The sequence below is a fragment of the Mesorhizobium sp. M1A.T.Ca.IN.004.03.1.1 genome (assembly GCF_003997555.1).
GTDB lineage: Bacteria > Pseudomonadota > Alphaproteobacteria > Rhizobiales > Rhizobiaceae > Mesorhizobium.
Window position 1 is genome coordinate 1 of record NZ_RZTV01000011.1, and the last position, 12732, is coordinate 12732.

Annotated in this window: 15 protein-coding genes and 1 pseudogene; 7 read left to right on the forward strand and 9 right to left on the reverse strand. The window is 60.2% G+C overall.

Annotated features, from left to right (window positions below):
- Nucleotides 1-236 precede the first annotated feature (236 nt).
- Complete coding sequence (locus EOD29_RS25525) at nt 237-1127, reverse strand: LysR family transcriptional regulator (RefSeq protein WP_127248267.1); 891 nt, start codon at nt 1125-1127, stop codon at nt 237-239.
- A 105-nt stretch (nt 1128-1232) separates the two neighbouring features.
- Between EOD29_RS25525 and EOD29_RS38040 the strand changes: the two genes are divergently transcribed.
- The 6 genes from EOD29_RS38040 to EOD29_RS25545 all read left to right on the forward strand — a co-directional run bounded on the left by EOD29_RS38040 (nt 1233) and on the right by EOD29_RS25545 (nt 4972).
- A complete protein-coding gene (locus tag EOD29_RS38040) occupies nt 1233-1361 on the forward strand; it encodes a hypothetical protein (protein WP_348630446.1) in 129 nt (42 codons plus the stop codon).
- 29 nt (nt 1362-1390) lie between these two features.
- Entirely contained in the window at nt 1391-1894 is a 504-nt protein-coding gene (locus tag EOD29_RS25530; protein ID WP_348630447.1) for a peroxiredoxin-like family protein, read from the forward strand.
- A gap of 10 nt (nt 1895-1904) precedes the next feature.
- Nucleotides 1905-2297, forward strand: a complete 393-nt coding sequence (locus EOD29_RS37260; RefSeq protein WP_245475424.1) for a hypothetical protein — start codon at nt 1905-1907, stop codon at nt 2295-2297.
- Nucleotides 2294-3118: an MFS transporter gene (locus EOD29_RS37265; RefSeq protein WP_348630448.1), complete on the forward strand. Its 825-nt coding sequence runs from the start codon at nt 2294-2296 to the stop codon at nt 3116-3118. The genes EOD29_RS37260 and EOD29_RS37265 overlap by 4 nt, the downstream gene beginning before the upstream one ends.
- Nucleotides 3119-3781: 663 nt before the next feature.
- Entirely contained in the window at nt 3782-4444 is a 663-nt protein-coding gene (locus tag EOD29_RS25540; protein WP_127248268.1) for a hypothetical protein, read from the forward strand.
- Nucleotides 4445-4447: 3 nt separating this feature from the next.
- Complete coding sequence (locus EOD29_RS25545; protein WP_127248269.1) at nt 4448-4972, forward strand: hypothetical protein; 525 nt, start codon at nt 4448-4450, stop codon at nt 4970-4972.
- Between the two features lie 178 nt (nt 4973-5150).
- Here the strand turns inward: EOD29_RS25545 and EOD29_RS25550 are convergent, their stop codons facing one another.
- The 8 genes from EOD29_RS25550 to EOD29_RS25585 all read right to left on the reverse strand — a co-directional run bounded on the left by EOD29_RS25550 (nt 5151) and on the right by EOD29_RS25585 (nt 12366).
- Nucleotides 5151-5993: a BtpA/SgcQ family protein gene (locus tag EOD29_RS25550; RefSeq protein WP_127248270.1), complete on the reverse strand. Its 843-nt coding sequence runs from the start codon at nt 5991-5993 to the stop codon at nt 5151-5153.
- Nucleotides 5990-6898, reverse strand: a complete 909-nt coding sequence (locus EOD29_RS25555; protein ID WP_127248271.1) for a PfkB family carbohydrate kinase — start codon at nt 6896-6898, stop codon at nt 5990-5992. Before EOD29_RS25555 ends, EOD29_RS25550 begins: the two co-directional genes overlap by 4 nt.
- A gap of 3 nt (nt 6899-6901) precedes the next feature.
- Complete coding sequence (locus EOD29_RS25560) at nt 6902-7672, reverse strand: glutamine amidotransferase (RefSeq protein WP_127248272.1); 771 nt, start codon at nt 7670-7672, stop codon at nt 6902-6904.
- Between the two features lie 52 nt (nt 7673-7724).
- Nucleotides 7725-8816, reverse strand: coding sequence for a phosphotriesterase (locus tag EOD29_RS25565; RefSeq protein ID WP_127248273.1), 1092 nt, complete (start codon nt 8814-8816; stop codon nt 7725-7727).
- A 4-nt stretch (nt 8817-8820) separates the two neighbouring features.
- On the reverse strand, nt 8821-9825 hold the full coding sequence (locus EOD29_RS25570) for an ABC transporter permease (RefSeq protein ID WP_127248274.1): 1005 nt from the start codon (nt 9823-9825) through the stop codon (nt 8821-8823).
- Nucleotides 9822-10619 carry an ATP-binding cassette domain-containing protein gene (locus EOD29_RS25575; RefSeq protein ID WP_127248275.1) on the reverse strand — a complete coding sequence of 266 codons (798 nt, stop codon included), beginning with the start codon at nt 10617-10619 and terminating at the stop codon, nt 9822-9824. The genes EOD29_RS25570 and EOD29_RS25575 overlap by 4 nt, the downstream gene beginning before the upstream one ends.
- Before the next feature lie 76 nt (nt 10620-10695).
- Nucleotides 10696-11634 carry a substrate-binding domain-containing protein gene (locus EOD29_RS25580; RefSeq protein WP_127248276.1) on the reverse strand — a complete coding sequence of 313 codons (939 nt, stop codon included), beginning with the start codon at nt 11632-11634 and terminating at the stop codon, nt 10696-10698.
- 120 nt (nt 11635-11754) lie between these two features.
- Nucleotides 11755-12366, reverse strand: coding sequence for a cupin domain-containing protein (locus EOD29_RS25585; RefSeq protein WP_127248277.1), 612 nt, complete (start codon nt 12364-12366; stop codon nt 11755-11757).
- 176 nt (nt 12367-12542) lie between these two features.
- On the opposite strand from EOD29_RS25585, the pseudogene EOD29_RS37270 reads away from it, so the two are divergent.
- Nucleotides 12543-12623 (forward strand): annotated as a pseudogene (locus EOD29_RS37270) (thermonuclease family protein); the annotation flags it as partial.
- Nucleotides 12624-12732: the final 109 nt, after the last annotated feature.

A 12732-nucleotide genomic window follows, 5' to 3' on the forward strand; every position in this document is an offset into this window, starting at 1 on the left:
CGGATCACCCGCCTTACCCGGCAACAGCGCAGCGATGCGCGCCCACTGGACGTTCGTCAGTTCGTACCGTTTGGCCATCCGTCGCGCTCCGAATCAGAACCCTCGGAACGCAATGAATCAACGCCAAACCGCGTTGAGAATCCTGAATGTAGATTGGACCTAGTTGATCGCGTTGGGCAAAGTGGCGCGCATTGCGGACTAGGGGCGTGATACCGCTGGCCAGTGGCAGCGACTTATCATGACGAACCAAGTGACTTGCTCAACCAGTCGGCAAATCCTCTGGCCCGTTTGCTCGGCTGGCGCCCGGCCGGAAACAAAGCATGGATGGGTATGGTCGGTAGCGCAAAATCCGGCAGCAGCCGACACAGGCGGCCGTCCTGTAGTTCTGCGTTAAACATCCATCCCGAACCGAATGCGACGCCAAGCCCAGCCACAACACAGGCTGTAACGCCGGCCGAGCTCGAGACCCTGATGCGAGGACTTTCGGGCAGCACAAAGCGAACCTGCGGATCGATCAGCTCCTGAAACGTCGCGCCGGAACTATCAGAAGGCCCGAAGATCACCTGGTGCTTCGCCAGATCCGCAGGGCTGCTCGGCTGACCGTGCCGGGCAATGTAGTCCGGCGCGGCAACGAGCAACCGAGGCGTCTGCCCGACCTTGCGCGCCATCATGCTGGAATTGTCGAGCAGGCCAAGCCGTATCGCGACATCGGCACCCTCCTCAGCAAGACTGCGCCGGCGATCGTCCATCATCAACTCGACAGAGAGATCGGGGTGCTCGGCGAGAAGGCTGGGCAAGCGAGGAATGACCGCGCGCACACCAAATGTCACCGACAACTCGACGCGCAGAACTCCGCGTAACTCCTCATTGCCTGCTGCGGTGTCGGCCGCTGCACCAAGATCTGCTAGCAGCGGCCGGATCTGGTCGAGGTAGACTTGCCCGGCCTCGGTCAGCCCGACCTTGCGGCTGGTGCGGATGAGTAGGCGGGCACCGATGCGCGCCTCAAGATCGTTCAGAATCCGCGACACGGACGGCTGCGACAGACCGATCTCGCGGGCGACCTGGGAAAGGTTTCCCCTCTCGGCCACCCGCACGAAAACCTCAAGCTCTTGCAGTCTGTCGGCCATTCATTTTCCGGATGATTGCTATGCTCTTTGGCAAGCTACCCCCCTTTCTGGAAATAGGCGAGGACATTCCGCCGCAAGCCGTGCGGTCAAGATTTGGAGTGTCTCATGTCTCTTCAGGAAAAGCTCGATGCCTTCAAAGCCGACTTTGAAGGCAAGGCCCCCAAGCAAGCGGTCGAGGTCATGCGGCGTGCAACCGCCGAACTCATAGCGTCGGGTCGGCGGCCCAAGCCTTAAAAGCAGGCGCTGTTGCGCCAGCATTCGCATTGCCGGAGGCTGATGGCGGATCTGTCGCATCCAGCGATCTGCTTGCCCGCGCTCCCTTGGTGCTCAGTTTTTATCGCGGAGTCTGGTGCCCCTACTGCAACCTCGAGCTTGCCGCCTTGCAGGAAGCTTGGCCAGCAATCCAGGCTACCGGAGCACAACTGGTTTCCATCTCGCCGCAGTCGTTGGCGAACGGCCGCAAGGCCAAGCTCGACAAGCAGATAGCATTCCCGATGCTGAGCGATGCCGGCGGTAGGGTCGCCGATGCCTTCGGCCTGCGGTTTCGCCTGCCCGACGATCTGATCGAGTTGTATCGCGGCTTTGGCGTCGACCTGCCGCTTATCAATGAGGATCGTTCCTGGACTTTGCCGATGCCGGCTCGTTTCGTGGTCGGGCAAGACGGAATCATCGCCTATGCCGAAGTCAGCCCAGACTACACGCGCAGACCCGACCCGGCCGACCTTCTTCCCGTGCTCAAGCGATTGCAGGGCTCCATCGCAGCCTGAGACAGTGGCCATGGACCACATGACGGCCGCGAATGTTACAGCAGCCAGCGCCGCCCGGCGCTGGCTGATGCTAGGCGTGGTCTCAGTAGGCGCCTTCCTGCCGATGACGACATGGTTTTCCGCAACGGCGATTGCGCCGCAGCTGACCCGGCTGTGGGATCTTTCTCCGGCGCAGGGCGCGTGGATAACCGGTGCCGTGCAGATCGGCTTTGCCATCGGCGCGTTGGTCTCCAGCATGGCCGGCCTTCCGGATGTGTTTTCGCTTCGCAAGCTGATCGGCGTCAGTGCCTTGACGGCGGCCGCCGCCAACCTGTGCCTTTTGTTCGCGCCCTCCGTCGGCTTGCTGCTGGTCGCCCGTTTTGTCACCGGCCGGCCCTGGCGGGCGTGTATCCACCAGCGGTGAAACTGGCATCCACATGGTTCAGTCGCGGACGGGGCACGGCGCTTGGCGTCCTCCTCGCGGCACTGACGCTTGGTTCTGCCTTTCCTCATCTGATATCAGCCCGAGTTGACGAATTGACTTGGCAAAGCGTCATCGTGGCCACTTCCGTCGCAGCACTGGCCGGCGCTTTGTTGATCCTGTGGATGGGGGAGGAGGGACCCTATCCTTTCGCGAGATCGGCATTGGACCCTCGCCACATCAAAGCGCTGGTGCGAAACCGCGCGCTGATGCTCGCCAATCTTGGCTATCTCGGTCACATGTGGGAGCTCTACGCCATGTGGGGCTGGATACTGGCTTACATCAGGGCAGGTGGTCCCGGTCTGGGCATTGGGGATCCCAGCATTGCGTCCTTGCTTGCGTTCTTCATCGTAGCGTCGGGTGGGATCGGCTCAATTGCCGGTGGCATCGTCGCGGATCGCATCGGCCGCACTGCAACGGCGGCTGCGATGATGGTTGTATCCGCCTTCTGCGCCTCCGTTCTGGCTTTTCTCCGTCGTTGCCATCGCGTAGGGAGCGACCGTCATCGGCGATTCCGCCCAATTCTCGGCGATGGCAACCGAATTGAGCGATCAACGCTACGTGGGCACAGCACTTTCCCTGCAGCTAAGCGTCGGCATCGCACTCACTTTTTGCTCCATCCATCTGGTGTCATTCAGGCGGAGACGGTAGGTTGGCGCTGGAGCTTCCTGGTCCTGGCGCCTGGCCCGTTGCTCGGTGTTGTCGCTATGATGGCGCTTCGGCGGATGCCGGCCGCTCGACTAATAGCGCATGGGCTGAGATAGAGGTTCGGTCCTGGCTTTCAGGGTCATCTTGTTGGTCGTCACAACGTTACAAAACATAAAGTAAGTCGTTGATTTATATAACATAATTTAAAGTTCAATCCTTTCTTGCAGCGCGAGTGGCCCGAAGTCGTGCAAGTTCATCGACCACCATGTCACATCGATCAGATCAAGCTGACGAAGCAAGGCTTTTCGTGCTGGCCTTGGGTAGGCTGAGGATCGTTGCGCTCCTTGACCGCCCGTGGACACCGAAGCAGATCAAAGCCGCAAGCAGAGCGACTAGATTTGCAGCAGACCTTTATATTGAACCATCCAGTTCAGGTGACGAGCCCAACTAGGACGCAGCTTGCAGTCTAATTCCTTGGCCGTATGGAACCTAGAAGATGGCAGCCGAAATGACCTCGATCCCGTGGACTTTGGGCCGATGCGGTTCTAAGCTTCCCGATCGCAGGCTTTCGGGAGAGGACTGTGAGAGTCCTATATATATGTTTCGTCTCTACCATGCTGGAACTCCTTATAAGTGCACCAGCCTGGAGCCAGGCAACGAGTTGCCGGCTGCCAGTTCCTGTAGTCCGTGACCATCCTTACTACAACGTATTGGTCGTAAATAGCTGCGGGTTCCAAGTTACAATTCGATTCACTGTAACCCAAGATAAAGGCAAGCAGGTGCGTCGAACTCTTATCGCTTCGCAGTGTGGAGGGCGATCGACGTGGCAAGGCCTTGCTAGTTGGAAGATTGATGGCGCTTGGGATTATGAATACGACGACTCGAGGGCGGTTGTATGCGGGACAGCTAAGAAGGCGGAAATAAGCGAGCCGCCGGGCAAGGGTGCAAAAAACAAGAACTCGTTTTCCTCGCGTCTAGATAAGGCGAGGAACCGGACGAGGGGGGCCGAAGATGAGATCCGCAAAAACAAGCAGGAGCTTGATGCGGCGTCCCAGCGCGGGGAAGAAGCGCAGCAAAAGGAACAAATCAAACGAAGTGCTGCCTTCGAGAAAGAAATCGCCGCCCGCGAGCGTCAAGAGGCTGAAGAGTTCAAGAAGTTAAAGGAGACGAACAAGCGAGAACGGGCCAAGATCGCAAGGCAGCTTGAGGCCGAACGCCTAGCAGGCCCCCCAGAGCTCATAGGGGGTATTCAACCCACATATCAGATGATGGTGGATTGCAGCTATCCGTCTGCCTCACCTTGCTATCGTAGAGAATGCAGGTCCAGCGGTAGGTTCTACGAGGGGGACGAGACGTGTGCATTGGAATGCGCAGCGAAAGAGAATTTGGGTAACATTGATCCAGGGACTGCTCGGTGTATGCGCAATTTTAGAGAGGATTGAGGCGTGATCGCGATTATTCGTGTCCTGCCGCTTGCGATGTTCCCGCTTTGCAGCTCCGCCGCCGGTGGCGAAGTCGAAGACGCCTTAGAGCTGCTGAAGACAGCAGTGCGCTGCCCAGTCAGACCGCATTTTTTGACGGAGCAAATTAAAGAGATCAGAGAAGCGAAGTATATTGGAGATGCCAATATCTTTTCCATTCGTATCGACAAGGAGCAGGCTAACGTCTCAGATGACGGCGAGCGCTATCCATTCAAAAGTGTCAACATTGTTCAGGCCCCGATGAGCACCATAGGAGGGCTCGCAGTCAATGGATCGACCGTGACTGTTGGTTGCCAGGGCGGGGAGCGCTGTATCCGAGAGAGCTTGATTAACAACCCGAATGCGGAACCTTGCGCGCCGGAAGATTTTTGTGACGACGGCTCGAGATCGGAGGAGAAGCGCCAGTTAAAGGCCACCAAGATCCGCTTCTGCGACTCCGCTTCAGCAATCGATGCGAGAGATGCCCTCAAGTTCTTATCCCAACGATAGTTCCATCAAGCCTCCAGCAAAATCTGAGGGAGATTGGTAGGTCAAATTTCGATCCGCCACAGTGTCACAAAATAGACCATAAACTGTTGATTTTATTGGAGTAAGGCAGAGTCCAATCCTCTGTGGAGGGTCGTTGCCCAACCTCACACCGACCAGCAAGCGTTCGGCATTGACTTGGTCATCGCCTGAGCCCCGCCATGAAAGTTTTCACCCGGGCGGGGTCGACTTGGTTCCACCAGACGCCGTCATGCTTCAGCGCGCTGGCAATGATGACGCCATCGACGATGTCAAGTATGTCGTTGGCATTATCGGGCGTCACGCCGCTGCCGACCAGGGTGGGGAGGCCGGCGGCGTCCTTGATCATGCGGATGTAACTTAGATCCGCAGCGTGCCCAGTGCGCTGACCTGTGGCGATGATGGCGTCGGCGTCGAAGAAGACCAGATCCTTGATCAATTCTTCCACAGGGCGGTCAGCAACGATGGCATGCGCGCCATGCTTTACATGAGCATCGGCGAAAATGCGGATGCCGTTAGCACGTAGCCGGGCGCGATAGCGTGCTGCCCGGCCTGACTCGCCCTCTACAAAGCCCTCATTGGCGACGTAGGCATTGGCCCACTGATTGATGCGGACGAAGCCCGCCCCAGCGGCACTGGCGATCGCGAGTGCCGGGATCGCGGCGTTTGCAAGCACATTGATGCCGATCGGCTTGCCGAGTTCGCGGCGAATACGATCGGAGACGACAGCCATATAGGCTGCTGTCTCCGGGCCGATATCGTCAGGTTTGGCGAAGGGAATGTCGCCATGGTTCTCGACGATCACGCCGTCGCATCCGCCGTTGAGATAGGCGCGCGCATCATCGAGCCCTCGCTGATAGATCGCCTCTGTAGCCTGGCCGTCGTAGCGCGGCGCGCCAGGAAGCGGCGCAAGGTGAACGACGCCGATCACCACCTTGCTGCGGCCAAAGAGCTGGACGAGCGCGTCGCCGCCTGATTGTCGGACCGGACGTGAGGGCTGGATCATGAGAACTCCGTTTGATCGACGAGCGTCGCCATTTCAGACGCGGAAGGGCAGGATAACAATGTGCCAGGCCGTGTCACCGCGATTGCCGCGGCCGCGAGCGCGAACTTCAGCGCTGAGATAACAGGCATCTCCCTGGCGAGCCCGCCGGCCAGACAGCCGCAGAACACGTCGCCGGCTCCACTGGTGTCCAGCGCCTCGACGTGTGGGGCCGGCAACGGAAGTGTTCGAGGCTGGTCCGGTCCAAGCACAAGACATCCCTCGGCGCCGAGCGTGATCACGACTGTCCCGACGCCTTTGGCGACGAGCGCGCCGGCCGCCGCTGCCATATCACTTCGGCCAGTCAGTGCTTTCGCCTCGGATTGATTCACCACCAACAAGTCTGTCAGGCCGAAGTCAGGCAGAGCCGCCTGAGCGATAGGGCTGGCGTTCAAAATGGTGCGCGTGCCACTTTCCCGTGCCGTCCTCAGGCAGGCATTTGTCGCCGAGCCCCGCAGGTTTCCTTGGCAGACAAGAATGTCGCCCGGCGTCATGCGGCGCGCAAGCGCAGTTTGCACGATCGGATCGAATGCTTGGCTGCAGGCAACGCCGCTGACGATGAAATTCTCGCCGCCAGCATCAATGACGATGGTCGAGCGGTCGCTGGGCAGGTCGAATGCGCTCACCTGCACGTCCGACAGCTCCATGTCGAGCCGGCTCCTGATCCATGCGCCTGCCGGATCCTTGCCGAGCGCCGTCCATAGCGTCACCGCCGCGCCTGTGCGCGCCGCCGCGACTGCCTGATTTGCACCCTTGCCGCCGAGGCCATCGGCATAGGCGGTGGCATTCAACGTCTCGCCGACAGCAGGGAAGCGGCTAAGGCGAAACGTCGTGTCGACACAGGCGTTGCCCATCACGTGGACGTGCATCGCTCAGTTCTCGCCGGTTGCCCAGCCAAGCATCTGTTCGAAGAGGGTCTTGTAGCCTTCCCAGGCGATGAACTCCGGTGGCAGCCAATGCGGCCCGACATCGGACGTCCAGGCCACGGTGCGGCCCTTGCCGTAGTGGCCGGTGACGAGCAGCGGCAGCGATCCATAGTCCGACGATACGGTTGCCAGAACTTCCGCCCCATCTTTCAGCGTCACCTCGTTGAAGCCGAGCAGCATTGGCCAGTCGGCACCGAGACCGTTCAGGATGGGATGGCTCGACGGACCTTTCAGCACCGGCGCAAAACCCTCCGGAACCTCGACGCGATCGTCGACCGCCAGGCAGTTCACCGGTAGCACGTCCTCGACCGGCGTCTTGCGGTAGCGCGCGCCGCCATTGATGCCCTGGAAGCTGTAGTAGCCGCCGAACATCAAAAGTCCGCCGCCGGCGCCCACATAGTCGCGCAGCAGACGCAAGCGGTTCGGCGTTCGCTTGGAATGAACCCAAGTGTCTGGATGCAGAAGCAGCGTGTTGGCGCCGATGTCGGAGAGCACCACTGCGTCATATGCCGCCAAGGCCTCCATCGTTTGCGGAAAGGTGCGTTGCGCCTCGTGCGCCGGCATGAAGGTGACGTCGAAGTCGGTCGCCTTCAGCGCCGTGAGCAATTCGTCGGCGCCGGTATGGTAAGTGACCGTCGGGAACTGGTCGAAGCCCTTGATATGAGTCGCCGTCGACACCCAGGATTCACCGGCAAGCAGGATCTTCTTCTTGGACATTTTAACTCCGCAGTAGGTCTTGGCCTGCCGTAAGGCTGTAAGTCAGGGCCGTTCAATTCTGCCGCGCGAACACGGCCTTGGGATTGGCGATCAGCATGCGGTCGATGGATGGCTGGTCGACGCCACGTCGTTTCAGACGCGGTATGAAATGCTTCAGGATATAGCCGTAGCCGAAGCCGCCGAAGCGGGTCAGCATGATCTTGAGGAACACATCCTGCGAGAGCAGCAGGCGGTCGCCGAAACCCGCTTCGACAAGTGCCGCGATTGCTCGGGCATTCTCTTCATCGGAGGGCGATTGCGCGGCCTGGTCGGCATAGTAGTAGTCCATGCCAATCATGTCGTATTCGAGGAACGCGCCGCGCCGGGCGAGGCTTGTCTGGTAATCCAGATCGTCGTGGCTGGGATTCATGTGGCAGAGCACGGTGTGGCGAAGATCGGCGCCCTCGGCCTCGACGACATCGAGCACCTCATGCCCCAGGCGTTCCCAGCCCGGCAGATGGATCGACAGCGGCACGCCCGTGATGCGCGATGCTCGGGCGGACGCTCTCAGCGACTTTCGTTCCTCGGCAGTGAAATCCTTGCTGACGCCGATCTCGCCGATCAGGCCGGCCAGGATCAGCGGCTGCGTCTCGCCGCCGCCGACGTCGTTGACGATGAACTCGGTCACCGCGTCGACATCCATCGCCTTCAGCCATTCGGGATGGGTGTGCTCGAGATAGAAGCCGGTGCCCATGACGATCTTCAGGCCGGACATGCGGCTGATGCGGGCAAGCTTTTCCGGCTCGCGGCCGATACCGATATTGGTCGCGTCGACGACGGTGTGGCCCCCCAGCTCGCGATAGCGTCGCAGTTCCGATAACGCCAGGTCGCTGTCGTCGAGCGAAACGTTGTCGCGGTTCACATAAGGGTTCATGCGCAGTTCGCCGATGATCTCGATGTTCACCGGCTGCTCGGCGAGCGCCATCTCGTCCGGATGACAGGGACACTTCCAGGTGCGCGCGCCGTCGAGCAAGATGTGCTCGTGCATCAGGGTAATCCCCATCTCGTCGACGGGAATGGGGCCCAGCACGGTCATCACATGGCCGGTCTCGACCCCGATCTCCAGCCGTTGCTTGGGCGGCGCGTTATCGAAGAGACTGTTCATGAGCTCAGCGGCTCCGCACGGCGCCGCGGAACAGGCGGAAGTTCAGCCAGATGGCGATCAGGATGATCGTTCCGGTTACGATCGGCGTCAGGAAAGGCGACAGATGCGCCAGGATGAGCCCGTTGCCGATGACGGCCACGGTAAGTGCGCCGAGCACCGTGCCGATGATCGTTCCGCGGCCGCCGAAGAGACTGGTGCCGCCAAGCACGACGGCGGCGATCACTTCGAGCTCGAAGCCTTGCCCGGCATTCGAGGACCCAGATCCGAGACGGGCAGCAATGATGATACCCGCAAGCGCCGCCGCGGTGGCGGAAATCACATAAACGAAAAGCGTCATCAGCCGCGTGTTCACGCCGGCGCGTCTCACCGCTTCGGCGTTGGCGCCGATGCCGGTCACATAGCGGCCGAACGGTGTCTCGTTGAAGGCTAGATAGGCGATCGCGAGGATCGCCAGCGCGATCAGCGCCGGCACCGGCACGCCGAGGAACCAGGCGCGGCCGATGACCGTGAAAGAGCTTCCTGGGTCGACCGGGATGGAATAGCCGCCGGTGATGAGCAGCGCCACGCCCCGGATCACCGAAAGCCCAGCAAGCGTAACGATGAAGGCCGGGATGCCCTCATAAGCCACAAAATAACCCTGAACCGCGCCAAGCAGGGCTCCCAACGCAAGCATGGCGAGGATGACCGCCGGCCACGGAAAGCCAAACTGCAGAAGGGTCGCCGACAGCGTTGCCACCAGGGCCAGCACTGAGCCGACTGAAAGATCGATGCCGCCTGTGGTGATGACGAAGGTCATCGCCGCGGCAACGATCAGCAGTGGCGCCGACTGTCGCAGGATGTTCAACAGATTGGGCGATGTCAGAAAAGCGTTCGTCGCCACCGAGAAGACGATGCAAACGACAAGAAAGAATAGTGCAATCGACACGACACTGCCGTTGGCGAGCATCGCTTCTCGCCATGTGCCTTCGCGCGCCTTTCGCGACTGGGCGGAGTGAGTCACTTCGCTCATGTCGGCGCTCCATCGCAATATCGACTGGCAGCGGAACGAGCATTGAACTTGCGGCCAACGATCAGGTTGACCACGTCCTCGATATTGGTTTCGCCGATCAGCCGCTCGGCGACGTTGCGTCCTTCATACATGACCTGGATGCGGTCGCAGACGAGGAACAGATCCTGGAGGCGGTGGGTGATCAGAATGACGCTGACGCCGCGTGCGCTCACGGTGCGGATCAGGTCCAGCACGGCCTCGACCTCGGCGACGGCGAGCGCTGCCGTCGGCTCATCCATAATCAGCACTGACGGCTCGAAAGAGGCGGCGCGGCCGATCGCGATCGACTGTCGCTGCCCGCCGGATAGGTTTTCGACCTTCAGCCGCGTGTCGGCGATAACGATGCCGAGGCGGTCGAGCATCTGGCGCGTTTGCTCGTGCATGCGCTTCTTGTCGAGAAAGGAGATGCCCGCTATGTGCCGGCGCGGCTCACGGCCGAGAAAGAGATTGCCGGCGACATCGATGGTGTCGCAGAGCGAAAGGTCCTGATAGACCATCTCGACGCGTGCTGCACGCGAGTCCGCCGGCGAACTGAAGCTCACCGGCATTCCGTCGATCTCGATCGTGCCGGCGTCCGGGATCACTGCTCCCGACAGCACCTTGCTCAATGTAGATTTTCCCGCGCCATTGTCGCCGACGAGGCCCAGGACCTCGCCTGGCTTCAAGGTCAACGACACTTCGTCGAGCGTCTGGATGGCGTTGTAGCGCTTTGAGATGCCGCTCATCCGCACCCGATAGGTCTCGCCACTGCTCATCTTGGAGTCCACGGAATTGGCAAAGACACCGCGGCGTTGCGTTGAGCGCCGCCGCGGGTAGGTCGTCCGGTGCAATTTACTTGAACATCGCGCGGTATTGGTCGACGTTCTTCTTGGTCACGATCGTCACCGGAATGTTGATGATCGGATCGACCTTTTCGCCCTTTTTGAGCTTGGTCAGCGCTTCGACCGCCGCCTTTCCTTCGCCGGCCGGATCCTGTTGGACGACTGCCACGACCCAACCATCATCGATGCCTTGAATCGCCTGCTTGGTCAGGTCCCAACCGAACACCTTGACGTCGCCAGTGCGGCCCTGGCTGGTCACGGCGGAAACAGCGCCCAGCAACGCCGGCTCGCCGGTCGCATACAGCGACGTCATGTCCGGGTTGGCGGTCATCAAATTCTCCGAAGCGCTTAACGCAGTCTCCTGGACGTTCTGACCGTCGACCGTATCGAGGAAGGTGATCGCCTCGCCGCTGTCGGTCACGGCCTTCTTGAAGCCGTCGAGCCGCTGGTTCTGGATGAAAGAATTGAGCGCGCCGATGATGCCAATCTTGGCTTTGCCGCCCATCTCGGTCTTCACATAATCGGCGTAGAATTTGCCGATATCCGCGCCAGCCTTGGTATTGTCGACACCGATGAAGGAAACGTTGTCGCCGTTAGGGATCTGCGCATCGATCGCGACGACCGGAATGCCGGCTGCCTTGGCGGCGGTGATCGCGGGCTTCACGCCGTTCACGTCGATGGCGACCAGAATGATGCCGTCGACTTTCTGTGTGATGTAGGTTTCGATCGCGTCATTTTGCGCGCTCGGGACGTTGTTGGCATTAAAGATGACCAGCTTGGCGCCGGCAGCATCGGCCGCCTTCTGGGCGCCTTCGTTGATCTGGTTGAAGAACAGGGCCTGCTGGTTGATGTTGACGAGAGCGAACGTGTCGGCGAGAGCCGATCCCACGGCCGTCGAGCCGATGGCGATGAAGGCGGCGCACCCGACGATAAGTTTGAACAGACGCATTTGCGATTCCCCTTGCTTGCGGGCCAAACCTCATTTGGCTGGTCCAATTGGTGCACAGGCACGAGGCAACAATTCAAGAGGCTTGAATATTTGTCAACGAGTTTGAATGGCACTCGCCGATCAGAACGTCGCCGGCGTGTTGACCCAGAAAATGCTCGCTCTCTCCTTCCCGATGTTGCGGTAGTGATGCGGTAGCTCCGACCTGAACACGAACGCATCGCCGGCGGCGAGATCATGGCTCTTCCCGTCGACGATCAACTCGATCCGGCCCGCCAGCACATAGCCGACTTCCTCGCCAACATGCTGGATGGGACCTTCGCTCTCACCATCCGCCTCGATGTGATGGATGTTGCACTGCAGCAAATGACCGGACGAATACGGAATAACACGTTCTAGCGAGATGCCATCGCCGCGCCTCAATGCGTCCAACATGATCAATGGCCGCGCGCCTGCCCGGAATACGATCGCCTCGTCATCGTCAACCTCCTCGAACATCCAGCCAATGTTGGTGTCCAGAACCTCGACCAGACGGTGAAGCATAGGCAGCGATGGCGAAGCTTTGCCGTTCTCGATCTTGGACAAAAGGCTTTCAGAGCAGTTCGCACCAGTGGCCAGCGACTTTAGCGTCATGCCACGCATTTGGCGGGCGAGGCGCAACCGCGTTCCAAGGCGAACGGCATTCAGGGTGCCGTCCATTTCGGATCCTGACCGTCGCCGATCGATTTTGTTCATCCGTTCGCCAAGCGTTCAAGGGACCACAGTCGCGCGAGCAAAAGGCAGCGGCGGTCGATTTGCAAGTGGTGATCTGCCAATTTCGATTTGAAATGGGAGCGCGGCCCAATCGCGCGCCTCCATTCAGGGTTTTGGCCAGGACGTAAGAATCGCTCGCGGGATAGCCGGCGCAGGCCATCACCGGCGTCGCCTCGGTCATCGATGGCGATACTATGGAGATCCGCCGACAGCGCATCCGTCTTAATGGCGTCGACGCTTCTACGAAAGGAAATCGGCCTGATCAATGCTTGCCTCCTTTGGGAGGGCCGAGCCCGCGTTGCCTGTGAATCTCCCTGTTACGGACCTACTAAAGTCGTTAGGCTGCCC